Origin of the sequence: Bacillus licheniformis DSM 13 = ATCC 14580, assembly GCF_000011645.1 — a bacterium.
GTDB lineage: Bacteria > Bacillota > Bacilli > Bacillales > Bacillaceae > Bacillus > Bacillus licheniformis.
Window position 1 is genome coordinate 1292172 of record NC_006270.3, and the last position, 24952, is coordinate 1317123.

General features: G+C 45.0%; 24 protein-coding genes, 1 tRNA gene, 1 pseudogene and 1 riboswitch. Of the genes and pseudogenes, 12 read left to right on the forward strand and 14 right to left on the reverse strand.

From position 1 onward, the window contains the following. The first annotated feature begins 125 nt into the window (after positions 1 to 125). Positions 126 to 242, forward strand: a riboswitch (SAM riboswitch). 64 nt (positions 243 to 306) lie between these two features. Further along, positions 307 to 1431 carry a methionine biosynthesis PLP-dependent protein gene (locus TRNA_RS27930; RefSeq protein WP_009328785.1) on the forward strand — a complete coding sequence of 375 codons (1125 nt, stop codon included), beginning with the start codon at positions 307 to 309 and terminating at the stop codon, positions 1429 to 1431. Beyond that, a complete protein-coding gene (gene metC, locus TRNA_RS27935; RefSeq protein WP_011197788.1) occupies positions 1421 to 2596 on the forward strand; it encodes a cystathionine beta-lyase in 1176 nt (391 codons plus the stop codon). The genes TRNA_RS27930 and metC overlap by 11 nt, the downstream gene beginning before the upstream one ends. Before the next feature lie 45 nt (positions 2597 to 2641). On the opposite strand, the gene TRNA_RS27940 is transcribed toward metC, so the two are convergent. Beyond that, positions 2642 to 3832: a DUF819 domain-containing protein gene (locus TRNA_RS27940; protein ID WP_011197789.1), complete on the reverse strand. Its 1191-nt coding sequence runs from the start codon at positions 3830 to 3832 to the stop codon at positions 2642 to 2644. Between the two features lie 173 nt (positions 3833 to 4005). Between TRNA_RS27940 and TRNA_RS27945 the strand changes: the two genes are divergently transcribed. The 3 genes from TRNA_RS27945 (at position 4006) to TRNA_RS27955 (ending at position 6398) form a co-directional block, all read left to right on the forward strand. Next, the gene (locus TRNA_RS27945; protein ID WP_011197790.1) at positions 4006 to 4575 is read left to right on the forward strand and encodes a MarR family winged helix-turn-helix transcriptional regulator; all 570 of its coding nucleotides are present in this window, start codon (positions 4006 to 4008) and stop codon (positions 4573 to 4575) included. After that, positions 4565 to 4849 carry a hypothetical protein gene (locus TRNA_RS27950; RefSeq protein WP_009328774.1) on the forward strand — a complete coding sequence of 95 codons (285 nt, stop codon included), beginning with the start codon at positions 4565 to 4567 and terminating at the stop codon, positions 4847 to 4849. The genes TRNA_RS27945 and TRNA_RS27950 overlap by 11 nt, the downstream gene beginning before the upstream one ends. Positions 4850 to 5024: 175 nt before the next feature. Beyond that, complete coding sequence (locus TRNA_RS27955; RefSeq protein ID WP_011197791.1) at positions 5025 to 6398, forward strand: serine hydrolase; 1374 nt, start codon at positions 5025 to 5027, stop codon at positions 6396 to 6398. Between the two features lie 304 nt (positions 6399 to 6702). Here the strand turns inward: TRNA_RS27955 and TRNA_RS27960 are convergent, their stop codons facing one another. The 3 genes from TRNA_RS27960 to TRNA_RS27970 form a co-directional block, all read right to left on the reverse strand. Then, entirely contained in the window at positions 6703 to 7689 is a 987-nt protein-coding gene (locus tag TRNA_RS27960; RefSeq protein ID WP_011197792.1) for a glycoside hydrolase family 43 protein, read from the reverse strand. A gap of 601 nt (positions 7690 to 8290) precedes the next feature. Then, entirely contained in the window at positions 8291 to 8374 is an 84-nt protein-coding gene (locus TRNA_RS44350) for a putative holin-like toxin (protein ID WP_016885898.1), read from the reverse strand. A gap of 192 nt (positions 8375 to 8566) precedes the next feature. Further along, positions 8567 to 8639, reverse strand: a tRNA-Val gene (locus tag TRNA_RS27970). 173 nt (positions 8640 to 8812) lie between these two features. Here TRNA_RS27970 and TRNA_RS27975 point away from each other — a divergent pair. Both TRNA_RS27975 and TRNA_RS27980 read left to right on the forward strand, forming a co-directional pair. Then, on the forward strand, positions 8813 to 8992 hold the full coding sequence (locus TRNA_RS27975) for a hypothetical protein (RefSeq protein WP_011197793.1): 180 nt from the start codon (positions 8813 to 8815) through the stop codon (positions 8990 to 8992). A 34-nt stretch (positions 8993 to 9026) separates the two neighbouring features. Next, complete coding sequence (locus TRNA_RS27980; protein WP_011197794.1) at positions 9027 to 9605, forward strand: maltose acetyltransferase domain-containing protein; 579 nt, start codon at positions 9027 to 9029, stop codon at positions 9603 to 9605. Positions 9606 to 9696: 91 nt separating this feature from the next. Here TRNA_RS27980 and TRNA_RS27985 read toward each other — a convergent pair whose 3' ends face one another. Together TRNA_RS27985 and TRNA_RS27990 are read right to left on the reverse strand one after the other, a co-directional pair. Beyond that, positions 9697 to 10056 carry a hypothetical protein gene (locus TRNA_RS27985; protein WP_011197795.1) on the reverse strand — a complete coding sequence of 120 codons (360 nt, stop codon included), beginning with the start codon at positions 10054 to 10056 and terminating at the stop codon, positions 9697 to 9699. Positions 10057 to 10191: 135 nt separating this feature from the next. Beyond that, the gene (locus tag TRNA_RS27990) at positions 10192 to 11082 is read right to left on the reverse strand and encodes a LysR family transcriptional regulator (protein WP_003180759.1); all 891 of its coding nucleotides are present in this window, start codon (positions 11080 to 11082) and stop codon (positions 10192 to 10194) included. 320 nt (positions 11083 to 11402) lie between these two features. Here TRNA_RS27990 and TRNA_RS27995 point away from each other — a divergent pair, with 320 nt between their 5' ends. Further along, positions 11403 to 13232: an assimilatory sulfite reductase (NADPH) flavoprotein subunit gene (locus tag TRNA_RS27995; protein ID WP_011197796.1), complete on the forward strand. Its 1830-nt coding sequence runs from the start codon at positions 11403 to 11405 to the stop codon at positions 13230 to 13232. A 27-nt stretch (positions 13233 to 13259) separates the two neighbouring features. Further along, on the forward strand, positions 13260 to 14978 hold the full coding sequence (gene cysI / locus TRNA_RS28000; RefSeq protein ID WP_003180762.1) for an assimilatory sulfite reductase (NADPH) hemoprotein subunit: 1719 nt from the start codon (positions 13260 to 13262) through the stop codon (positions 14976 to 14978). Between the two features lie 57 nt (positions 14979 to 15035). Here cysI and TRNA_RS28005 read toward each other — a convergent pair. Beyond that, positions 15036 to 15909 (reverse strand): annotated as a pseudogene (locus TRNA_RS28005) (LysR family transcriptional regulator). A 91-nt stretch (positions 15910 to 16000) separates the two neighbouring features. On the opposite strand from TRNA_RS28005, the gene TRNA_RS28010 reads away from it, so the two are divergent. Further along, positions 16001 to 16873: a DMT family transporter gene (locus TRNA_RS28010; RefSeq protein WP_003180767.1), complete on the forward strand. Its 873-nt coding sequence runs from the start codon at positions 16001 to 16003 to the stop codon at positions 16871 to 16873. 47 nt (positions 16874 to 16920) lie between these two features. Beyond that, positions 16921 to 17298, forward strand: a complete 378-nt coding sequence (locus TRNA_RS28015) for a VOC family protein (protein ID WP_011197797.1) — start codon at positions 16921 to 16923, stop codon at positions 17296 to 17298. Between the two features lie 43 nt (positions 17299 to 17341). Here the strand turns inward: TRNA_RS28015 and TRNA_RS28020 are convergent, their stop codons facing one another. Continuing rightward, complete coding sequence (locus TRNA_RS28020; protein ID WP_009328757.1) at positions 17342 to 17890, reverse strand: IseA DL-endopeptidase inhibitor family protein; 549 nt, start codon at positions 17888 to 17890, stop codon at positions 17342 to 17344. A 452-nt stretch (positions 17891 to 18342) separates the two neighbouring features. Here TRNA_RS28020 and TRNA_RS28025 point away from each other — a divergent pair, with 452 nt between their 5' ends. Then, positions 18343 to 19077, forward strand: a complete 735-nt coding sequence (locus TRNA_RS28025) for a LysM peptidoglycan-binding and 3D domain-containing protein (protein ID WP_003180772.1) — start codon at positions 18343 to 18345, stop codon at positions 19075 to 19077. Positions 19078 to 19132: 55 nt separating this feature from the next. Here TRNA_RS28025 and TRNA_RS28030 read toward each other — a convergent pair whose 3' ends face one another. From TRNA_RS28030 to TRNA_RS28055, 6 genes are all read right to left on the reverse strand, one after another. Beyond that, the gene (locus TRNA_RS28030; protein WP_011197798.1) at positions 19133 to 20557 is read right to left on the reverse strand and encodes a DHA2 family efflux MFS transporter permease subunit; all 1425 of its coding nucleotides are present in this window, start codon (positions 20555 to 20557) and stop codon (positions 19133 to 19135) included. 15 nt (positions 20558 to 20572) lie between these two features. Next, the gene (locus TRNA_RS28035) at positions 20573 to 21151 is read right to left on the reverse strand and encodes a TetR/AcrR family transcriptional regulator (protein WP_003180775.1); all 579 of its coding nucleotides are present in this window, start codon (positions 21149 to 21151) and stop codon (positions 20573 to 20575) included. A 12-nt stretch (positions 21152 to 21163) separates the two neighbouring features. Continuing rightward, complete coding sequence (locus TRNA_RS28040; protein WP_003180778.1) at positions 21164 to 21499, reverse strand: hypothetical protein; 336 nt, start codon at positions 21497 to 21499, stop codon at positions 21164 to 21166. A 28-nt stretch (positions 21500 to 21527) separates the two neighbouring features. Further along, complete coding sequence (locus TRNA_RS28045; protein WP_003180779.1) at positions 21528 to 21941, reverse strand: regulatory YrvL family protein; 414 nt, start codon at positions 21939 to 21941, stop codon at positions 21528 to 21530. A 374-nt stretch (positions 21942 to 22315) separates the two neighbouring features. After that, positions 22316 to 22798: an immunity protein YezG family protein gene (locus tag TRNA_RS28050; RefSeq protein ID WP_003180781.1), complete on the reverse strand. Its 483-nt coding sequence runs from the start codon at positions 22796 to 22798 to the stop codon at positions 22316 to 22318. A gap of 3 nt (positions 22799 to 22801) precedes the next feature. Next, positions 22802 to 24850: a T7SS effector LXG polymorphic toxin gene (locus TRNA_RS28055; RefSeq protein WP_009328750.1), complete on the reverse strand. Its 2049-nt coding sequence runs from the start codon at positions 24848 to 24850 to the stop codon at positions 22802 to 22804. Positions 24851 to 24952: the final 102 nt, after the last annotated feature.

Below are 24952 nucleotides of genomic sequence, written 5' to 3' on the forward strand. Positions count from 1 at the left end.
GATTCCTCCGGTTCCGTCATTTGGTTTCATCATACCATGTTCAATATAAAGAAAGATTTAAAAATGACCCTTGAAAAATGTCTTGAATTAGGTTAAAGTAAAGAACAATCAGAATATTGAAGAGATTCTTATCACGAGAGGTGGAGGGACTGGCCCTTTGAAACCTCAGCAACCGGTCTGCACTGACGACGTCAGTGCACCAAGGTGCTAAATCCAGCAAGCGGATGCTTGGAAGATAAGAAGAAGCGAATAATCCCCCTTCTTCTTATGAAGAAGGGGTTTTTACTTTTTAAAGGATGGTGTCATATGACTGAACATGTACAAACAACGCTGGCGCAAATCGGCAACCGCAGTGACGAAATAACCGGAACCGTCAATCCTCCCGTTTATTTCTCTTCTGCGTACAGGCACAAAGGAATCGGGGAATCCACAGGATTTGATTACATTCGCACAAAAAATCCGACAAGACAGCTTGTAGAAGATGCAATCGCGAAACTAGAAGGGGGAACGCGCGGCTTTGCGTTCAGTTCTGGTATGGCTGCCATTCAGACGATCATGGCTCTGTTTCAAAGCGGGGATGAGCTCATCGTTTCATCCGATTTATACGGGGGAACATACCGCCTTTTTGAAAACGAATGGAAGAAATACGGACTGCGCTTTTTATACGATGATTTTTCAGACGAAGACTGTATCAAGTCGAAAATCACGGACAATACGAAGGCACTGTTTGTAGAAACGCCGACAAATCCGCTCATGCAGGAAGCAGACATTCAAAAAATTGCGCAAATCGCCAAAGAGAACGACTTGCTGCTCATTGTCGACAATACGTTTTATACACCGGTTCTGCAAAGGCCGATTGAGCTAGGCGCTGATCTTGTCATTCACAGCGCGACGAAGTATTTGGGCGGTCATAACGATCTTTTGGCGGGGCTTGTCGTCGCAAAAGGCGAAGAGCTGTCTGAGGAAATGTTCCAGCACCAAAATGCCATCGGCGCGGTTTTATCGCCGTTCGATTCGTGGCTCTTAATGAGAGGGTTGAAGACGCTCGCTCTTAGGATGAGACAGCATCAGGAAAACGCGCGGGAGCTCGCGGCCTTTTTGGAAGAGCAGGAGGAAATTGCCGATGTTCTTTATCCGGGAAAAGGCGGCATGCTGTCATTCCGCGTTCAAAAAGAAGAATGGGTCAATCCGTTTCTAAAAAATCTCAAGACGATCTGTTTCGCCGAAAGCCTCGGCGGAGTCGAAAGCTTCATCACCTACCCGGCGACACAGACCCACATGGATATCCCGGAAGACATCCGAATTGCAAACGGCGTCTGCAACAGGCTTCTGCGCTTTTCAGTCGGAATCGAGCACGTCTCCGATTTGAAGCAGGATCTCAAAGCTGCACTGGAAAAAGTGAAAGGGGAGGCGGTTCCGCATGAGTCATGAAAACTGGACGCTTGAAACAAAGCTTGTTCATAACCAAAATAAAACGGACGGAGCAACCGGAGCCGTCAGCGTGCCGATCCAGCACGCATCAACCTTTCATCAAGATTCTTTTGACAAATTCGGCGAATATGACTACAGCCGGTCAGGCACACCGACAAGGAAGGCGCTTGAAGACACGATAGCCGAGCTTGAGGGAGGGACGAGAGGATTTGCTTTTTCATCCGGCATGGCTGCGATTTCCTCCGCCTTTCTGCTTTTGTCAAAGGGCGATCACGTGCTCGTCACAAAAGATGTGTACGGCGGCACTTACCGGATGATTACGGAAGTGCTGAGCCGCTTTGGGATTGAACATACTTTCGTCGATATGACGGATTTAAATGAAATTGCTTTAAACATAAAGGAAAACACAAAAGTCATCTATCTTGAAACACCGTCAAATCCGACGCTCGGCATTACGGATATTAGAGGGGTCGTCAAGCTTGCCAAGGCGCACGGCTGTCTGACGTTCCTTGACAACACGTTCATGACCCCGGCGTTGCAGCGACCGCTTGAGCTCGGCGTCGATATTGTGCTTCACAGCGCGACGAAGTTTTTAAGCGGACACAGCGACGTATTATCAGGCCTTGCCGTCGTGAAAGACAAAAAGCTCGGCGAAGAACTCTATAAGCTGCAAAATTCGTTCGGCGCTGTTCTCGGCGTCCAAGACTGCTGGCTTGTGCTGAGAGGGCTGAAGACGCTCCAAGTGCGGCTTGAAAAAGCAAGCAGGACGGCTCAGCAGCTCGCCGAATTTTTCGAAAAACATCCGGCCGTCAAACAAGTGTATTATCCAGGGCTGTCTTCGCATCCGGGTGCATCGATCCACAAACACCAGGCGAACGGCGCAGGTGCGGTCCTTTCTTTTGAACTTGAGGATGCGGAAGCAGTCAAACAGGTTGTGGAAAATGTCTCTCTCCCTGTCTTCGCCGTCAGTCTTGGAGCTGTGGAGTCGATCCTTTCTTATCCGGCAAAAATGTCGCACGCCGCCATGCCGAAGGAGGAGCGCACAAAACGGGGCATTACCGACGGACTTCTGCGCTTGAGCGTCGGGGTCGAAAATGCCGATGATTTACAGGCGGACTTTGCCCAAGCGTTGGAAGCCGTATCCGGAGCGCTTGCCCGTTCATAAAAGAAGGCGCGGATTCGTCAAGGAATCCGCGCCTTTTTTTGCCATTTATAACAGGGTGGAAAACCATGTGCCCAAGAAGGTGCCGACATAATTGCCGATCAGATATCCGAACGTCCCGACCAGCATTACGGGAGCAACGAGGCCCCGCCAGCCTTTGGCAATCGCCATCGCCGCCGCTGTCGTCGGTCCGCCGACAGATGCGTTGCAAGCCAAGAGAATTTCATCGAGCCGAAAACGAAACAGCTTTCCGCAGAAGAGCGATACGAGCAGGTTGGACATGGCAATCACAAAGACAAATGCCAGGAGGAGCGGGGCGTTCATGAGGATGATCCGCAAATCCGCCGGAATGCCAATCACGACAAAGAATAAGTAAATCAAATAAGTCCCGATCTCCTGTGAGCCGCGCAGCCGTTCAAAATAGCGGGGAAACACTACCGTCAGCAAAATTGTCAGCGTCGTCAGCAGCAGGAACTGGTCGCCCAGAATAAAGGCAAGAAACTGAAATCCGCCGTCAGAAGAAAAACGTTCCTTGAAAAAAGCCGCTGCTTTTACAGACACAGCAACGATCGCAAAGGCGGTTCCGATGTTTAAAGCGATGTCCTGCAAGGAGATGTCTTTTCTCTTCCAATAGGCTTCCGCCTGATTTTCGCGGCCGCCCGCCACTTCCTGAACGCCGAAGCGTTTTTGAAACCATGTTAGCGCCGGTATCCCCATTAAAATGAAAAAAAGAAAAGCCATCATAAAATTATCCGCAACCACCGTCGATGATACATACTCACCGGGAGTTGAGAACTTGGCGGCCATCGCTGCAAAATTCACGCCTCCCCCGATATAAGAGGCGCTGATCATGCCGCCGATTTTATCAAGGTGCGGAATCTGATCCTTAAACAGAAAAAAAGCAATGACGCTTCCGGCCGCAGTGCCCAGCGCGCTGATGCAAAACATCATCAAAAGTCTGCCGCTTTCTTTCAGGATCTTCCGCACATTGATTTGAAAAAGCAGCAAAGGAATCGCAAGCGGAACAACATAGGACCACACCGCATCATAGAAGGGCGACTCGGCCGGAAGAATCCCTGCATTAGTAAACAGCATCGATCCGCCCAGTGCCAATACGGCCCCCGATACAGCGGCAGCCCAGCGAAACCGCTGCTCTAAATAAATACTCACAGCAGCCCACACCGCGATAAATCCCCAAAGCACCCACACGTCATCCGGTGAAATCAATGAAGAATTCATAAAAAAACCCCCTGTTTCCGGTTAGTGTTTTGAATTATCTGATAATTAAATAGTGTAAAACGGAATGCCTAATTGATCAATGATCATAAAAAAAGTCACCATGTTGACAAAATTGCAGAAAGAGGGTATTGTACATTTGTCAGCATGTTGACTATATTCAAAGGAGAGAACAAATGGATATCAACGGCTTAATCAACGAATTACATTTGATGCAGCAAAGCTATGCGACATTGTTTTCGGTTGTCAATAAGGTGCAAACCCGCGGTGACGAATATATGGAAATATTAACTGCCAGGCAACACATGGCGCTCATCGCTATCGCGCATTTGCCGCCTGAAACTGCCACGCTTACGAATATCTCCAAAAAGCTTGGCACAACCAAACAGACCGCCAACAAGCTGATGACTGGTCTGGTCAAAAAAGGCTATGTCAAATCAGTGCCAAGCCAAAAAGACAAACGCTCCATTAATATTGAAATGACCGCTGAAGGAAAGAAAGCGCTGGTGGAGTGTTCCGAAAGGTCCGTCTATTTCCTGGCCGACTTGTTTCAGCAATTTACATCCGAAGAGGTTGCGACATTTTGGCGGCTGTTGCAAAAGCTTTACCGTTTTGACGGTGAGGAACATGACGGTTTTGAGGAGAATGCAAACATTCAGCTTGGCGTGGGGAATTCGTTAGATACAGAAAGGATTCTCGGAGAATTTGAGAAACGCCGCTATGGAGGAGAAAACGATGAAAAGTGATCTTTATGTAAAAGCAACAACTTTTAAAATCAAGGCAAAGAAGAAGTTCTATCATGCAAAAGATAAATTCCGCCAGACAAAGGAAACCATTCGCCGCGGCACAAAATTAGACAGGACAGGCCCCTTTTTCTCAAGCTGCATTGCTCTGATCATTATTGGATGTTCCTGGGGGACAAACGCAGAATGGCTCGTCTGGTTAGGGGCCGCAAGTCTTTTAAGCAACGTTTTATTGCTGTTTGCAACATTTTTTCGCCGTAATCAAAAGTCAATTTGACATTCATTGTGCGTCTAATGGATCGTATCGTAGATCAATCAATGACTTGCGACAAGGATGTTCAGAAACTTATTGAATTGTAGAATAGTGATTTCAAAGACAAGAAGCCAGTCTTGTCTTTTTTTAGTTGAAACCTCATATTTCCATATGCGTATAAAGAAAGGGAGGTGGAAAAGTGAAACAGAACAAAAGAGAACAACTTGTTAACCTGTTTAGTGTGTTAAAAGAAAAAGGTCAGATCAACGCGGCAGTGCTAGTCGCTGAAGACGGAGACATTCTTTATCAAGGCGCCTTCGGATATGAAAACTTGGCAGATAAGCGTTTATTGCAGGAACATTCCTTATTTGAATTAGCATCGCTATCCAAGCCGTTCACTGCTTTGGGCATCCTTCAATTAGCCCAGCAAGGGGAATTGAAAATCGAGGATCCCGTAGAACGGTGGATAACCGGGTTTCCCTACCAGGGCGTAACGATTCGCGATTTATTGACACATACGTCGGGTCTGCCCGATTATATGGAGTGGTTTCTACAACATTGGGATCATAACAAGATTGCTGTTAATCAAGATATCGTTGATATGCTGATGAATCATCATCCGCAACGCTATTTTGCCCCGGGTGAAGGTTGGCTTTACAGCAATACGGGATATGTGCTGCTTGCGGTTATCATTGAAAAGGCATCAGGTCTGAGTTTTGCAGAATATATGAAAAAAAACATCTTTGAACCGGTGAAAATGCGGAACTCAAGGGTTTATAACAGAAGGCTGCAGCCTGAAACCATTGAGAACTATGCGTATGGATATGTGTATGACGTGCATACAGCACAGTACGTTCTGCCTGATGACCTTGAAGAAACAAAATATGTCTGCTATCTTGACGGGATTCAGGGGGACGGAACCGTAAACTCAACCATTCATGACTTATATTTGTTTGATCAAGCCTTATATACAGATTGTTTGATCAATCAAGTCTCAAAAGAGCTTGCTTTTTCTCCCGCGTCTCTGAAAAACGGAGAGTCTATAGATTACGGGTGTGGATGGGTGCTTCGGGATAGTCCTGAAACAGGGAGAATTGTCGGTCACAGCGGCGGCTGGCCAGGCTATTCAACCGTAATGATCCGATATATCGATCAGCAAAAAACCTTCATTTATTTGAGCAATGTGGAACAGGATGATGAATATGAACAGGCCATCTTTGAAGCCGTTGAAAATATCCTGTTTGACAAGGCCTACAAAATCCCTGATCGCCCTGCCGATAAAAAGAAAAAAGAGATCGATCCGGCCATTTACAAAAGATATGTCGGAAGTTATTCACTTCAGGATGGCACCGCCGCTGATGTGACAGTTGATAAGGGCCGGATTTATATGCAAATCACCGGACAGATCCGTTTTGAATTATTTCCAGCCTCGGAAACGCGCTTTTTTCTCAGGTCATTGTCTGTTGAAGTGGAATTTATTTTGGAGGATGGTGTCGCAACCCGGTTGATTATTTATCAAAATGGCGCAGAGGAAGAAGCGGTGCGGATAGTGGAAGCAAACAGCAAGGTATGACCGTTTTGTTTGAGCGTTTGGCGGCCTGTGTCTGTTGTCTGTCAGAAGGAAATTTATCGTTTGAAGGTTGACTATGCAATTCGGGGATATCTGCCCGGCTGAATTTCCTGATGAGCATCAATCGGATATTCATGGTAAAGGTGCTCCATCTATAAGGAGGTTAATGAGGCTGAACAAATTTAACCTGTTGAAAGAGCCCTGGGTGATGAATATAGTGGCATGATCATTTTGGGATAAAGCGTTTATATGGAACTGCTAAAGCAACAGAAAAAACCAAGCAGAAAACATCTGCTCGGTTTAATAACTAATACTTCGGCCAGCCTTTAGAATCCCAGTTTAAATCATTGATCAGCAGCTTAGGCGCCCCGTTGTCAAGCGCATCATAACCATGTCTGACGATGATGTTGCCGTTCACGATATCCGCGCCGCCCGGGCCCTTCCACTGGTCGTTTCCGGAGTCGAGGATTGTGCCTCCGCCTTCCGTCATTTTCTTGCCGCTTTTGTCATAGTAAGGCCCCGTGATTTTTGTCGAGCGGCCGTAAGCGATCTTATACGTGCTGTTCACACCTTGACAGCATTTATCGAACGAAACGAATAAATAATAGTAGCCGTTTTTATATGTGATAGACGGCGCTTCAACCGCTCCTCCGTTGTTCGGCCTTGATGCGATGGAATAAACCTTCCCTGTAGGTTTCATCGTTTTTTTATCAAGCTTTGTCAGCTTGATGCCGCTCCAAAACGAGCCGAAGGACAGCCACGGATTTCCTTCTTTATCAATCACTAACTCAGGGTCGATTGCATTATAATTGTTAGAGGTCGTCGTCCGGATGACAAGCCCGTCGTCGCGCCAATTTCCGGATGAGATTCGGTCTGTTGAAGCCAGTCCGATCGCCGAAGTATTGGAGCCGAACGCGGATACCGCATAATAAAGCCAATAGCGTCCATTATAATAGCTGATATCAGGCGCCCATTGGTTTTCTTCATGGTTCGGCACGTACTTTTTCCACCATGATAATGGAGTTGCAAATATGCTTGGCGCTGCGCTCCATGTTTTTCCGTCTGTCGATTTGATGACGCGGATTCCATTGCCGATACCCGTGCCGAATGTATACCACGTATTTCCTTCTTTAATCATGGAAGGATCATGAATAATGTTGTCTCCTTTTGTATCCCAAAAAGCCGCTGATGTTGGTTCAGCCGCCGAGAAAATAAGCAGAAAAAATAAAATAAAACCAGAAATGATAGTCTTAGCCACAGTTGTTCTCCTTTCAAATTTCGATGTCTTTAACATTCGGCCCTCCCTTTTGTGAAATATTTCCCAACAAGACGAACTTTATTTTAGCAGGGATTGGCTGTCTCTCAATCAGCCAAAGGACTTGTTTTCTAGTCCTAAAATAAAACGAAAAAACCAGAAAATATCCATATTAAAAAAACAATCACCTAAAAGTCATTTCATCGTCTGAATGTAAAAGGGATGATGTAATTATTTTGGCTTATATTGGAACATTTTAGGTTAGGTGAATTATCAAAAACTTTGAGATGTTCGTGGAGAAAATAAAAAGCGTTGGAAGAAGAAGCACGGTCTCCCCTCGAATATTTTCATTAGCCCCGGAAGGTGAATGACACTTTTAGTTGATTTAGTGGGTTGAAATTGATAATATGAATTTGAAGATAGACTGTCAAAATAATGCATCACAAAAGACGCAGGCGCGTCATCTACGTACGGTTTATTAAACGTTCAGGTGTATTTTTTCTATAAGAAATGCATAAAATAAAAAAGACCCGACTGCGCCAACAGTCGAGTCGAGTGTACAAAGCGGCCCAACAAGGGCTTGGCTCAGTCATTTTAAAATAGACTTTCCCTATGAACTTTACCAGGGCTCAAGGGAAGTCTATTTTTCTTTCTTCGACAACACGGCAATTAACATGCCAAAAGCAATCATTAACGAGATTGTTTCGAATGTCGTCATAAGCATCACCCCCTTTCATAGGGGATGAGCCAGCTTCCCTTGAGTGAGCCGAAACTTTGTACAAAGAATATTTTACCATACCTCTTTCAAACACTGAGGCTGTTTTTTGATGTTGAGGCGGGATAGAGGAGAATTAAATAAAACGAAACACAAAAACGGCAGGAATTCCATTGGAAATCCTGCCGTTTCGATTTGGTATGATTCCGACTGGGCTCGAACCAGCGACCTCTACCCTGTCAAGGTAGCGCTCTCCCAGCTGAGCTACGGAATCATGATATGTAACACTGGGTATTTGTTTCGCTGACAAGTTCTATTATATGCAGATTAGGTGGATTCGTCAACAGTTTTTTTGATTTTTTTTGAGAACTGGGAAAGAGTCTTGCAGTACGCCGCGCGTTATGAAAATATTGTCTTATATAGAAATCAAAAGGGAGCAGGAATTGGATGGATCTGATACTTAAAAGTGTTGATAGTATTTTAATCGTATTTTTAGCAATCTTTTTTATGTGGAAATTCGTTTATGAAATTAAACATGAGAAGCGGAAGGCTGTTATCTTGCTTTTGCTGCTCATCAATGTCTATTTTATTGTAAAAGTGTTCAATCTCGTGTTGCAATTGATGTAGCGAATATAAAATGCAGTCAAGGAGACCGAAATCAATGAAAACAGAAAAGCAAAAAATGCTGGACGGAGAGCTTTATCATGCTTCTGATCCGGTGCTGTGCCATGACAGACTCAAGGCGCGCAAAATTACGAATGAATTCAACCATTCGAACGAAATCGACGACAATAAAAGGACCAAGCTAATCAAAGAGCTGTTTGGATCAACAGGGGAAACGATCCTCATCGAACCGTCGTTTCGCTGTGATTACGGCTTTAACATACATGTCGGGGAAAATTTCTTCGCCAATTTTGACTGTGTTTTCCTCGATGTATGCGATATCCGGATAGGCGATCATTGTATGCTCGGACCGGGTGTCCATATTTATACGGCGTCCCATCCGCTCGATCCGTCCGAAAGGATAAGCGGTGCGGAGTACGGAATACCTGTCATCATCGGCCGGAACGTTTGGATTGGCGGCGGCGCGGTCATCAATCCCGGCGTCAAGGTCGGCGACAATGCAGTGATAGCTTCCGGAGCCGTCGTCACAAAAGATGTCCCGGATAATGCCATCGTCGGCGGGAATCCGGCGAAAATCATTAAATACGTTGATAGCAAAAACACCAATTCTATGTAATTGGTGTTTTTATTTTGCCATAGACGCGGTGAATGTCGGGGCTGATAAAATATCCGCGGGAAGCAGTTTCCTCCCGCGGATTTAAGTGCTGCTATCGGGTGACCGTAATATTGTTGATGACAAGCTGTCCCAATGAATTGAGATACGAAAATGTCGCTTTGCCTGGGCTTACGGCCTTTACGTATACGCGGTCCGAAGTGATTCTGACGGTAATGGCGCTGCCGCTGTAGGAGACGTTCGAAATGCCGACGTATTGATCCTCCTGTCCGACTCTCATCTGCCTGTTGATGACGATCGCCTGAGGGGCGATGATTCCTTGTGCAAATGCGTGAGAAGAGAGATTTTCAGTCTTCGAGAGCTCCTGGGCCTGTACATGCATGGGACTTCCCGAAACAGCAAGGATACCCGCCAGTAATGATGAAGCAACTAAACTTTTACCTAACCACTTCATAACCATCATCTCTTTTCCTATGTGATGGTTCCAGGATATGGGATTGTTGGGCGGCAGTCAATTGGCTCCAATGATGATTCACACATTGGACATACGAAAAAAAACATTTTGTGAAGCGGCAGGAAAAACGACTCATTATTTCGAAGATGTTCTTTTGTTCAAAGCGTTAATAAAGGTTTTCACATTTTTCTTGTCCTGCATGACAGGTGAATATATATAGGAAAGCGTCCTGTTAAAGGTTTGATTTTTCAGCCGGATAACGGAAAGGTTTCCGTGCTGTACATCTCTTTCAATGACGCTTCCAGACAGGAGAGACAGTCCGATGCCCGTCATGAGCGTTTCTTTGATCCCCTGGTTGCTGCTGATCGTCAGAAACGATTTCACTTTTAAACCGTTTGAACGGATGACATGGTTTAAGTATTCGCGTGTGCCTGAGCCGACTTCGCGCGTTACCCACGTTTGATTTTGCAGATCGGAGATTGTCACGTCCTGTTTGGCCGCAAGCGGATGATCGCTTGAAGCAGCGATGAATAATTCGTCCTGCATAAAGGCGTGTACAGAAAGCTCTTTTTCATTTGTCTGTCCTTCGATCAAGCCGATGTCCACTTTGTACAGGCGGACGGATTGCACGATTTCTTCCGTGTTTCCAATGACGGCCTTGAGCTCGAGTTCAGGATATTCCTTTTGAAGGTCGAAGAGGAGCGAAGGCAAAATATATTCACCGATTGTGAAGCTTGCGCCGATTTTCAGCTCGCCTTTGATCGAGTTGTGGTGATCGAGAATGTCCTGCCTCGTTTGTTCATAGATGGTGATCATTTGTTTGGCGCGGTCGTATAAAATTTCACCGGTCGGCGTGATTTTTAAATATTTCGGAGAGCGTTCAAATAATTTCGTCTGGAATTCTTTTTCAAGATTTTTAATGTGCATGCTTACGCTCGGCTGCGACATGAGAAGAAGCTCGGCCGTTTTCGTGAAATTTTTGACTTCTGCAAGGGTAACGAATGTCTTCAGCGCATCATAATGCACACGAATCTCTCCTTTATTAAAAATCTTAATAGCTGTGATAATTAATATATATTTTACTAATGTTGAGTATTCCAGTAAACTTTTAATTAGAATCTTTTTTTAGGAATATTTGGTTTGAAGCAGGATGACGCCGCGCGGCAAAGGGGACGTGATGAGTGAGCGCTTACAATGTTTCTTAGCAGCAAAAGCCGTGATCGACAGATGCTTTGCGTCAATAAAACCGATTTGATTTATAGGAATAGTGGATATATGATGAGTATTATCCTTTTCCGTTTCAAAACAAGTCATGATTTTTTTATTCCTTAGTGAGGTGGATATCGTTGCAACTTCAGGTAATGAACAGTCCTTTTAATCAGGAGCAGGCAGAGCTCCTCAACCGTCTTCTGCCAACTTTGACGGCATCACAAAAAGCCTGGCTGAGCGGTTATCTGGCAGCTGTGCAAACCGCCGATGCCGCGGCGGCTCTTGAAACATTGCCGGCGGAAGCTCCTGCTGCAAGCCCGGCTCAGCCTGTTTCCAAAGAAGTGACCATTTTATTCGGATCGCAGACAGGAAATGCACAGGGACTTGCCGAAAACGCGGCTAAGACGCTTACAGAACGGGGATTTCAAGTCACCGTCTCTTCAATGAGCGATTTTAAGCCGAACCAATTGAAGAAACTAAAAAACCTTCTCATCGTCGTCAGCACGCACGGTGAAGGGGATCCGCCGGACAACGCGCTGTCATTCCATGAGTTTCTCCATGGAAGACGGGCTCCGAAGCTCGATGATCTCCGTTATTCTGTGCTGGCTCTTGGCGACACGTCGTATGAATTTTTCTGCCAGACCGGAAAAGAGTTCGACCAGCGGCTTGGTGAGCTTGGAGGCACAAGGCTCCATCCGCGCGTCGACTGCGATCTCGATTATGATGAGCCGGCTGCAGCATGGCTTGACGGTGTCATCTCAAGCTTAAACGAAGGACAGGAACAGGGCGCAAGCGCCGCACCTGCTCAAACGGCAGCTCCGCAAGCCGCGGGAGGAGTAACAGTATATTCGAGAAAAAATCCGTTCAGAGCGGAAGTGCTGGAAAATTTGAATTTAAACGGCCGCGGATCAAATAAAGAAACGCGCCATCTTGAATTATCGCTTGAAGGCTCAGGTTTGACTTATGAACCTGGCGACGCGCTCGGCATCTTTCCGGAAAATGACCCTGAACTCGTCGATATGCTGCTGAAAGAGCTGAAATGGGATCCGAATGCTGCCGTTGCTGTTGATCAAGGGGAAAACCTTTCTTTGAAAGAAGCGTTGACTTCTTACTATGAAATTACGGTGCTGACAAAGAAATTCATTCAGCAGGCGGCAGAAATCATTGAAAATGAAAAGCTGCGCGAGCTTGCCGCTCCGGAAAATGCGGATCAATTAAAAGCGTATATCGCTGGCCGCGACCTGATTGATTTTGTGCGGGATTTCGGTCCGATCGCAGCAGCTCCGCAGGAATTTGTATCGATTCTTCGAAAAATCCCGCCTCGGCTTTATTCGATCGCATCGAGCTTCGCTGCAAATCCGGATGAAGTGCATTTGACGATCGGTGCTGTCCGCTACAATGCGCACGGCAGAGACCGAAAAGGGGTCTGCTCGGTATTATGTGCCGAACGTCTGCAGCCTGGCGACACCCTGCCTGTTTTCATTCAGCCGAATAAAAACTTTAAGCTGCCGGAGAATCCGGAGACTCCGATTATCATGGTCGGCCCCGGCACAGGCGTTGCGCCGTTTAGGTCATTTATGCAGGAGCGCGAAGAAACCGGAGCATCGGGGAAATCGTGGATGTTCTTCGGCGATCAGCATTTTGTCACTGATTTCTTATATCAGACAGAATGGCAAAAGTGGCTGAGTGAAGGCGTGCTGACAAAAATGGATGTCGCGTTCTCGCGGGATACGGAAGAAAAAGTATATGTACAGCATCGCATGCTGGAGCACAGCAAAGAATTGTTTGAGTGGCTTGAAGAGGGAGCGGCTTTCTACGTTTGCGGCGACAAGAACAACATGGCCAAAGATGTTCAAAACGCATTGCTTGAAATTATCGAAAAAGAAGGCGGCAAAAGCCGTGAGGAAGCTGAAGCCTACCTCGCAGAAATGAAAAAGCAAAAACGTTATCAGCGCGATGTATACTGATTTTGATTGAAAGGGGACTTTTTCAACATGGGGAACGAAATATTAAAAGCGCCTGAAGGCCCGCCGAGCGATGTAGAACGTATTAAGAAAGAAAGCGATTATTTGCGCGGCACCCTGAAGGAATCGATGCTCGAGCCGCTTTCAGCCGGGATTTCAGATGACGACAACCGTCTGATGAAGCACCACGGCAGCTATTTGCAGGATGACCGCGATCTCCGCAATGAGCGGCAAAAGCAGAAGCTTGAGCCTGCGTATCAGTTCATGCTGCGCGTCCGGATGCCGGGCGGTGTGGCGACGCCTGAGCAGTGGCTTGTCATGGATGAGCTTGCCCGGAAATACGGAAACGGAACATTGAAGCTGACAACTCGGGAAACATTCCAAATGCACGGCATTTTAAAATGGAACATGAAAAAAACGATTCAGTCGATCCATTCAGCCATGCTAGATACCATTGCAGCATGCGGCGATGTTAACCGGAACGTCATGTGCACTTCCAATCCGTATCAGTCAGAAATCCATCGAGAAGTGTATGAATGGTCGAAAAAACTGAGTGATGACCTGCTGCCGCGCACACGTGCGTATCATGAAATCTGGCTTGATGAGGAAAAAGTGGCCGGCACGCCTGATGCGGATGAAGTCGAACCGATGTACGGACCGCTGTATCTGCCGCGGAAATTCAAAATCGGCATCGCCGTTCCGCCGTCAAATGATATCGATGTATTTTCTCAGGATCTTGGTTTTATCGCGATTGTGGAGGATGACAAGCTCATCGGCTTCAACGTCGCGATCGGCGGCGGCATGGGCATGACCCACGGGGACAAAGCAACGTATCCGCAGCTTGCCAAAGTTATTGGCTTCTGCAAGCCTGAACAGCTATACGATGTCGCTGAAAAAACGATTACGATCCAGCGGGACTACGGAAACCGTTCGGTCCGCAAAAATGCCCGCTTCAAGTATACGGTTGACCGCCTCGGCTTGGAAACGGTCAAAAACGAGCTGGAAAACCGTCTCGGCTGGAGCCTCGCTGAAGCAAAGCCTTATCATTTCGAGCATAACGGCGACCGCTACGGCTGGGTAAAGGGCGTAAAAGGAAGATGGCACTTTACAATGTTTGTTGAGGGCGGCCGTGTCACTGATTATGATGATTACAAGCTGATGACCGGCTTAAGGGAAATCGCCAAAGTTCATACCGGCGATATCCGCCTCACAGCCAACCAAAACTTGATCATTGCCAATGTCACAAGCCAAAAAAAGAAAAAGATCAGCGAGCTGATCGAACAGTTTGGCTTGACTGACGGCAAGCATTATACAGCGCTCCGCCGCAGCTCGATCGCATGCGTCGCACTGCCGACGTGCGGGTTGGCGATGGCCGAAGCGGAACGGTATTTGCCGAAGCTGATTGACAAAATTGATGAAATTGTTGAAGAAAACGGCTTGAAGAATGAAGAAATTACCATCCGCATGACAGGGTGCCCGAACGGCTGCGCCCGCCATGCGCTCGGCGAAATCGGCTTCATCGGAAAAGCCCCGGGCAAGTACAATATGTATCTCGGCGCCGCTTTTGACGGCAGCCGTCTGAGCAAAATGTACCGGGAAAACATCGGCGAAGAAGAAATTTTAAAAGAACTTCGCAATATTCTTCCGCGCTATGCGAAAGAACGCAATGAAGGAGAACGTTTCGGAGATTTCGTCATCCGCGCCGGAATTGTTAAAGAAACGACGGACGGAACGAATTTTCATGACTGATGAGCATTTTAAAAAAACGCCTCAGCCCATTGATTGGTGCTGAGGCGTTTTTCTTTTTTACGAAAATGCCCGGACAGTTTCCGACTCTATGATCATTTTCATAAACTCTGCAGCCGCAGGTGTTGCTTCTTCAAATGAGGGTGTTATCATGCCGACTTCGCGGATAATTTGAGGAGAGATGTCTTTTTTGATCAACCGATGGGACACGGAGGAAAGCGAGAAGCTTGATATCAAGCCGATTCCCAAATTGTTATGAACCATATTGACCAATGTTTCCGCGTTTTGCACAGTCAGGTTTTCTTTTAACTCGAGGCGGTGTTTTTGAAAGATTTGAGATACCGCGATTTCGTGCCCGCCTTTACAAAAAATCAATTCATTTTGATATTTTTTCAGATCAATGAACGGTGCGTCTTTTAAGTGGTGATATTGCTCAGGAATCACGGCCGTCATCCGGTTGGCTTTCGAATCCGTCAAAGGGAGAGGCGACGATTCCTAAATCAACCATGCGAGTTTCGACCCATTGCTTAATTTGGTCGGAGGTTCCCTCAAGCAGTTCGATTTGTACGAGCGGATACTTTGATCTGAAGGAGGCGATAGCCTGCGGCAAAATATTTGCTGAGACGGCGGGGAAGGAGCCAACCTTGACTTTCCCTCTGAGCAGATGATTTTCTTGATCGGCCACTTGGTATATTTTGTTTTCAATCACGATCATCTGTCTCGCCAGTACGACGATTTCCTTTCCCGCGTCCGTAAGTTTTATCTTGTTTTGTTTATCCCGAATCAATAATTTGACCCCGAGCGACGTTTCCAAGCTTTTTACGGCTTTGCTCACGGCCGGCTGTGAAATATACAGTTCGTTGGCTGCTTCTGTCATATTCAAAGTCTCTGCGACTTTCACAAAGATGTGAAGACTGTTCATGTTTATAACCAAATAGTTATACCCCCGATGATAAAAATGTATTTCAGTTATATCTCAATATAGCATATGCTGAACATGAAACAAAGAAGAAAGGTGACGGATTATGTTTAAAGTACTTTTGGGGATCATCTCTGTAACGCTGATTTGGGGGTATACCTGGGTGACGATGAAAATCGCAATCACTGACATTCCCCCTGTTTTATTTTCGGCCCTGCGGCTGTTCATTGGAGCTGTTCCTTTGTTTGTGATTCTCTTGATCAAAGGAAGGAAACGTTCAATAGGAAAGGAGAATATCAAGCATTATCTGGTGATGAGTTTATTGATGGGTTTAGGTTATATGGGGGTGTTAACTTACGGCATGCAGTTTGTCGATTCGGGAAAAACGTCTGTTTTGGTGTACACCATGCCTATTTTTGTTACTGTCATCAGTCATTTTAAATTAAACGAGAAAATCAATGTGTATAAAATGCTCGGTTTATTTTCTGGTCTGATCGGTCTTTTGTTTATATTAGGGGGCGGGATTCTGCATGTTGATCAAAACGTCATATTTGGAGAGCTTTGCGTTTTAATCGCAGCGCTCAGCTGGGGCGTCGCCAATGTTTACAGCAAACTGAAATTCAAAAATACAGATATGATTCATATGAATGCATGGCAGCTTCTCACAGGAGCGGTGATGTTATTGATTTTCTCTTTTATACTGGAACCGTCCCGGCCGATTCACTGGTCAAATGAAGCAATCTTGTCTCTATTGTTTAACGGTTTATTCTCTACGGCTTTGACGTTCGTCATTTGGTTTTGGATACTGAATCAAATCGAAGCGTCGAAAGCATCGATGGCTTTAATGTTTGTTCCCGTATTAGGCCTTTTGTTCGGCTGGCTGCAGCTGCATGAACCGGTCACATTCAGCATCCTGATCGGCGCATTCATGATCTGCATCGGCATTTTTATGAATACTTATCAATTTAAAAAAGTGTAAAAAAAGGCAGAGGATCTATATGGTAATATGAAATGGGAGGGAGATTTATGAAAATCGAACACATCGCCATATGGACGAACAATTTAGAGGAAATGAAAGATTTCTATACCCGTTTTTTTCACGGAAAGACGAATGAAAAATATGTCAATCCGAAAAAGCATTTCGAATCATATTTCATCCAGTTTGAATCGGGAACACGGCTTGAGCTGATGAGACGCCCCGACCTTGCAAAAGGAGAGGAGAACGCTTCCGGCTATGCACATATGGCGTTTTCCTTAGGGTCGCGGCAAGAGGTTGACGAGATGACGAGCCGCTTTGAAAAGGAAGGATACCAGGTTGCCGGAAAGCCGCGCGTCACGGGAGACGGGTATTATGAAAGAGTCATTCTGGATCCTGACGGCAACATCGTTGAACTGACCGTTTGACGGAAAAAAGCTAATGTCCGTTTTTAGACATTAGCTTTTTCGTTTAGATGGCAGCATCGAGCTGATTGATTTTCCATTTGTTGTTTTCTTTCACAAACGTGATCTTTCTTTTCGCAGTCACCGATCCATCCAATGCCGGTACGGAAAATTCATAAGTGCGGGTATTGTTTTTTTGAGAGATCAGTTTGATTTTTGCCTTGTCCCATCCTAAGAGGTTGTCCCCATCGCCGACAGGCACGGCCATTTTTCCTTTATAAGAAATGATGTTGTATTTTTCCAAGCCTTTTTTAATGGCGTCTTTTGTGAAAACCGGCGTCAAGTAGTCTGTTAATTTTGCTTTTGTGCTGAATTCACTGCACATATACGTATATGGAAGACCGCGGTATTCAAATGTTTTGGATGGGCAAGTTGAGTTTTTCGCTTTTGGATTGTGGCCGCTCATCGTATTCCAAAAGTGCTCCCGTGCCTGCAAGGTTAATTGCATGACTTGCTTATTTGTTAAATTCCCTGATGTTTGATTTTTCGCTGCGAGGGACGCTCCGGCAGGCAAGATCAGTAAAACAGCTAATAAACAAACGATTAACTTTTTCAATGGTCCTCTCTCCTTAAATATATCTCTTATATTACAAATGTTACAATAATTACAGATAGATTACAAGAGGTTTGCGAGAAAAATTTTCCTCCGCTGTTTTCTTATATATGACGACATAAAAGCAGCCGGGGTTATGGTTTGTCCAGGAAAATATTTTATGTCCATTGATTCGTTTCCCGGATTTCTCTCCTCATAAACATAGAAGCCTCATGTTGAAAAAGTATTTTATATTGAAAAAGAATTCTATCTGGGACCTCGCCGGGAGCAGGAAAGAGGATCACTGAAACATCAATGAATTATATTGTTAAAAATCAGAATTTTATATAAAATCAAACTTTATCAGTAAAAAAACTGTAACGAAATTCGCATCAATCTGTCATAGCGGTGACATTTTGCTGTGTTACGATTTTCCCTGTTAGTTTCAAAAGGGCTAACAAGGGAGGATTTAACTTATGAAGAAGACAATCATGTCCTTGGCTGCAGCCGCGGCTATGTCGGCGACTGCATTCGGAGCGACTGCCTCAGCAAAAGAAATCGAAGTTCAAAAAGGAGACACGCTCTGGGGGATTTCTCAAAACTACGGAATGAACCTCAAGGACTTAAAAAAATGGAATCAGCTTTCATCAGATCTGATTTTTCCAGGTCAAAAGCTGAACATTTCTTCTCAAGAAGAAAAATCTGAAGAAAAGCAGTACACCGTTCAGCCAGGGGACACGCTCTCAAAAATCGCAAAAGAGTTCGGTGTGACTGTAAGCGATCTTCAAAAACGGAACAACCTGAAGTCAGACTTGATTATTGCAGGGCAAACGATTGCAATAAACGGAGAAGCGGCAGCTGCAGCAGCGCCTGTGAAACAAGAGTCCGCTCCAAAACAAAATGATCAGCCTGTCAACGTACAAAAGGAAATCACAGTGACCGCAACTGCGTATACGGCAAATGACGGGGGCATTTCAGGCATCACAAAAACGGGAGTCGACCTGAATGCGAACCGCAATGCGAAAGTCATCGCGGTTGATCCAAGCGTGATTCCGCTCGGCACGAAAGTATATGTGGAAGGCTATGGCGAAGCGACGGCTGAAGACACCGGCGGCGCCATTAAAGGCCATAAAATAGACGTATTTATTCCAGATAAAAAAGACGCTTTCAATTGGGGCGTCAAAACCGTAAAGGTTAAAATTTTAAACTGATATAAAAAATGCAGGAGGCGTTAATTGCCTCCTGCATTTTTTTGTCGAACGATGTTTATGCTGCATGCTGTTCCGCGCGTCTGCTTTTTACAAAAACCGAAATCGCAAGAGCGGCGGCTGCAAAGGCGATGGCTACGAAATAAACCATATGAACGCCTTCTGTCATGCCTTGCATGTGCAGCTCCTGACGGCTGCCTCCGGAAGAGTGCGCGATAAAGCGATTCGAAACGGTTGTCAGGATCGTCGTATACAATGCCGGACCGATTGCCCCTGAAACTTGATTAACTGTATTCATTATCGCCGAACCATGCGGGTAAAGCGGTTTGGGCACCTGATTCAAACCGAGCGTCATAATCGGAGCCATTGTCAACCCGACGCCGAGTGTAAAGCCGGCGTAGAGCATCATTCCGACCGCCATCGGCGTATCGCTTGAAATATTCGTAAACAGCGAAAGGACGGCAATCACAATGATCAATCCGGTGATCAACAGCGGTTTAAAGCCAAGCTTATCAAACAGGCGCCCTGCAACAAGGGATGTCATCGCGAGGACGAGGCCGCCCGGCAGCATGAGAATGCCTGTATAAAGCGGTGACAGCTCAAGCGCCATTTGGAAGTAAAGCGGCAAAATCAGCATCATCGAAAACTGCAGCATCATCACGATCCACATCAGGATAACCGAGATTGAAAATATCTTTGAACGAAACGGCCTCATATCAAGCATCGGCACTTCCAATCTGAGCTGGCGCATGACGAACAATATTAATCCGATGACACCGGCCGCCAGTCCGATGATGACTTTCGGACTGCTCCAGCCCGCTGCTTCCCCGGCGTTGCTGAAGCCGAAAACGATCCCGCCAAATCCGACGGTCGATAAAAGAATTGATAATATGTCAATTTTCGGATACGTCAGTTCGGTTACATTTTTCAAGCGGAACGCCGCATAAAAAATCATGAAGACCGATACTGGCAGCATCATGAAGAAAACAACGCGCCATGAATAATGTTCGACAATATAGCCTGAGATGACCGGACCGATCGCCGGGGCAAATAAGATAACGAGCGTAAGGATCCCGGTCATCGTTCCGCGTTTTTGCGGCGGAATCAAAGTCAGTATCACATTCATCACAAGCGGCAATATCAGGCCTGTACCTGAACCCTGGATGATCCGTCCGGCGAGAACGAGCGGGAAGACCGGAGCAATTCCGGCCAGCAAGGTTCCCGCTGTAAAAAGCGTCATCGCAGACAGAAACAGCTGCCTTGTCGTAAAGCGCTGCATTAAAAACGCGGTAATCGGCACGGCGATGCCGATCATGAGCATATATCCGGTTGACAGCCACTGGGCTGTGTTCGCTGAAATGCCAAAATCGTCGATGATTTTCGGCAAAGCCACATTCATGACCGTCTCATTAATCAGAGCGAGAAAATTTCCGACGATTAAGATTGCGATAATCATGAAGGAGCCTTTTCTAGCTTGTTCCATTTGTATTCCCACCCTTTATGAACGTTTTAGCAAAAAAGGAATTTGTTCGGCGGCTGCACTGAGAGGCCGGCCGTTTTTTTTCGTCACTGAGAGCACATACGCACCCTCAATCATCGCTTGTATCGCGACGCTCAGCGTCTCGGCCGTTTCCGGCGCATAGCCTGACTGGAGCAGTTTTTCCTGATAGACAAGCTGCCAGTCTTGATAAACCTGTTCACACGTTTGGCGGAGCCTTTCACTGAACGACCACGTTTCTGCGGCGACGGATACGATCGGAATATCGTCGTTTTCTTCGATGATGTATTCCTCGATTCCGTCAGCCATCATCTGGATATAAGATTGAAACGCCTTGACAGGATCAGCTTCACCGCTGATCGCTGACGATATATACGCTTTGATTCTTTCTCCGGTTAATTGAATCGCCTCTTGCGCCAGTTCCTCTTTGCCGCCGGGGAAATAATAATAAAGCGATCCCCGCGGCGCTCCGCTTTCGGCTGTGATTTGGCTTAAGCCTGTGGCATGGTAGCCTTGTTTGCGGAACAATCGTGAAGCCGTCCGCAAAATTTTGTCGCGGCTGCTCATTTTTTCTGCCATTCTATCATTCCCTTATGATTTTATACTGATCGGTCTATATAATTTTAACGAAAAAAAAGACCTTTTTTGAAGGCCTGTTTTAAAATAAGGACGATTTGTCCATATTCGGTTCAGCGGGAATCCGCTGAAGGCTTCAGAAAGCCGGCAAGCAGCAGGCGCCACAGCAATCGCTGCCAATATCGACAAAAGGCTGTCAGATATGAAGTGAACAAAAGCGGAATTGATGGTATAGAGTGCGAGCGCCGTTAAATAAACGGCTAAAAAAACATAGCCGAACATTTTTCTGCGGAACGGTCTTTTGAGTTGAATCAAAAGAAACAATCCGGCCATTAAAATGATAAACGTCACAGTTATTCTCCCTTCGCAGGAAAGTTTCTCAATCCTCGTATGTCCGGTTTCTTTCTTTGTTGTCTTCAAATGCCAGATGAATGACGAATAAAAACAGACAGGCGATGATTTCGACATCCAGCGGGATGGTGATGCTGTCCATCAATTCATCAGCGAGATGGATGGCAAGCCAAGTAAAAAAACATTCGATCATAAAGGTCGCAGCTTTATGCCCAATCATAAAGCTCAGAATTTTTTCCGGGATTTCAAACAGCGCGCCGAGGCCAAAAGATAAAAGGATATACCAGAAGAGCGACCAGGGCGATTCGTATGTAACGCCGAAAATCGCAAAAAAACCGGCGACGCCGAAATAATAAGACCCGAAAAAGAGCGTAAACACAGTGAGGATCAAAAGAAAGATCATAGTCACTGCGAACATGGTACCGAGAGTTTTTTTAATCATTAATCATTCATTCCTAATCATGCAGTGTATATTCATGATATCAGAAAAATATCCGGTTGTGAGTTATAAATGAGATTTTGGGGTTAAAGTTTGTGTGGATGGGGGAGTGAAGAGAGCGTTCTGAAAAATTCCTAAGGTGTTTTTCGAGACCTAATTAATCACCATATATCATATTTGGAGCGTTTTCATAAGGGCTGCAATCAAGAGGATAGGATCCCAAATAAAAAAGGCTGCCAACCGGCAACCTTACTTTGTTAAGCATATTTCGTATTTGCTTGTTCTTAAACCGACGTGTTTACCCGAAGAATCATTTTCGTGCCTTAGGTGATTTTCGATTTTGGTTCAATTGCTTTTTTGAATCTCATTTGTATTGTCTATTCATTTTCATCTTGATTAGATTCAAGGTATTGCTCTAAAAATTCCTTATCATCTTCATCTTCTGGCCAGAGTCCTAAATATTTGTGTTCCCATACAATTCTTCTTTCATAATCATCAGCATCTGATAAATCCTCATAGTCGTAGTCGATATTAAATTCACCATCACTGTGAATGATCATAGAGAGACTCGTCCAAGTCTCTTGATCACTATTCTTAAATTCGTACCATAGCTTTTCTAAGTTATTGATTAATTGTCTCCAAAGATTTCGATAGGCTTCTTTTTCAATCCTAAAAAATTCAGGGATATTATGACAATATACCGGTGAATCATTTCCTTCAGGATAATAATAAAAGAATCCTTTTTGCACATCTTCAAGAATTTCTCCATAAATCAAAATCTTTGACCATTCCTCTGGAATAGTCTCAACTACTGTCTCCGCAATTTCTTGATATATCGTGTTTAATTGATTTTCATCCATTGGCTACTTACCTCCAGGCTTATTATCAAATTTCACAACTTCCCATTCCCGTTTTCCGATTTTATATTCTATCTCAAAGCTTGCCGGTCTTTGGGAATTCCCTTTGTATACTGGCTGTATTTTAACCTCAACTGTTCTTCCTTTTTCGAGGTGTTTGGCCCACATGTTCTCAAGCTTTTTCCATTCTCCTTTATTTAAGTTACCATCCATCGGCACAAGGTTGTCAAGCTTTCCAGACCCTTCGAATATACTTGCAATGAGATGACCGCCCTCATCGGTTTTTAATCGATCTTCACGGCCGGCAATTCTTTGGGCGTATTTGTTTCTCTTTGCTGCTCCCAAATTTAGTTTGCCGCTGACATTTGTAATACGTCCTTTATGATCAGTTTTATAAGTATAGCCTACAGGCGTTGTATACTCAATGTTCGGTTTTAACACCTTTCTTCTTTTGACTCTTGTGAAATGGTCACCATATTTCACTTTATGGATGGTTTTTGAGTCTACTTTAATGTCTGTTTTTGTTTTGGAAGAAACACCCGCAATGATGCTGACCATTCGATTTCTTGCTTGTTTTGCTTGATCAGAAATCTTTTTGGTTTGTTGAATTAATTTATCTTTCAATCGAGATCCATCTATCGTATTGAACGGAACTTTACCAGCATTGGCTAAAGCTAGTTGAGGAGAAGCGATTTGGACTTTCGGAGTGAGATTTTTAATATCTTTAAAATCCCTGACAACTTTATCAGCTGCTTTCTTACCTGCCTTTTTCGCACTCTCTATGCCCTTGCTAGCTGTCTTTTTAGAGACATCCTTTATCTTAGATGCGGCTTTTCCCATCTTGCCCGCCTTAGCCAACTTGCTAACTTTGTCTGCACCTTTCGTTCCGACAATGGATGACGCAACCATTCCGGTAGCGTATGTAAACCATCTCGCCCTGCTTTCTGCATCACCATTGATGACGTCCCTCACGAAGGAGTCCTCGATATCTTTCTTTATGATTTCAAATGTTTCTACAGGGTGGGTGACTGTGTAGGCAATGCCCTCTAGCGTTTCTTTTGGATTGGTTATGGTATCTCGTATTCCTGTCACTGTATCGACGGCCACATCTTCTATTCCTTCTTCAATGCCCTGCTTAATACGCCCCATGATACCACTTTGTTTTCGTTTTCGATTTATAGTGTAAAAATAGTAATTTTGCTGCTTTTCTGTCAGATTTTCAATTCCAATCTCTTGTGCAATCTCAACAAATTCATCAGGATCAATGACATTTTCGAGCTTTTCCTTTAGGTGAGAGATTTTATTAACCTGTTTGTTAGCTTCACTAACTTCCTTTTCGAGTTTTGATCTCTTATCGAGCTTAGCCAACATAACGCCCATCGCTGTTTCCTGGTTTCCACTCAAGGTATCCATTTTATCCTGTTTTAAAATAGAACCTTTCTGATAGCCGGTGATTTCAATTTTAGGGCCTGTGTACATTTTTTCAAGCCTAGCGATGTATCTTTGCATTGTTTCTAAGTCGTTTTCAGCGGCTTTGATGGTGTTCGTCTGCTCCCTGTCGAATGTATGTAATTTTTCAATTGTCTGATTGATTTCTTTTAAAGCTTTCGAGTAATTCTCGTGAAAATTACTGTCATCTAATTCCGGCAAATCGACTATATGGCTGACTTTAGCGATTGTAGCATTCGTTTTAGAAACCAAACGCTTCGTGGTGCGATCGGCATCTTTCACTCCTTGTTCCAGCTCATTATCGAGGAAGGCTTGCGAAATATATCCATTGTGTTGTGGCTCCAGGGAATTCAATGCACTTTTGATTTTCTTCAATGCTGATTGATATTCCTCGATAAAAGTTTCAAAAAATTGAAGGAATGGGGTGTGACACTCTTTATAAAAATTCCGTATTGCGTCGCCGCCTTTTCCTTTTAAGGCATCGTTGAGCGACGTGATACCTTCCACGCTTTTTTTAATGTTGACGATTTCTTCCGATTGTTGCTTTAATTGTTCCACCGTTTGATCAATCGCTTTGTGCAGCGCCTGAACGTCCAGAGTCTTCATGGCATTCTCCTCTAATACTAAAGTTGCAATCATTTTAGAGTTTACCACTTTACGGAAGGGTATTGGTGAATACATCCTGTATACCCAATAAAATGAACCTTT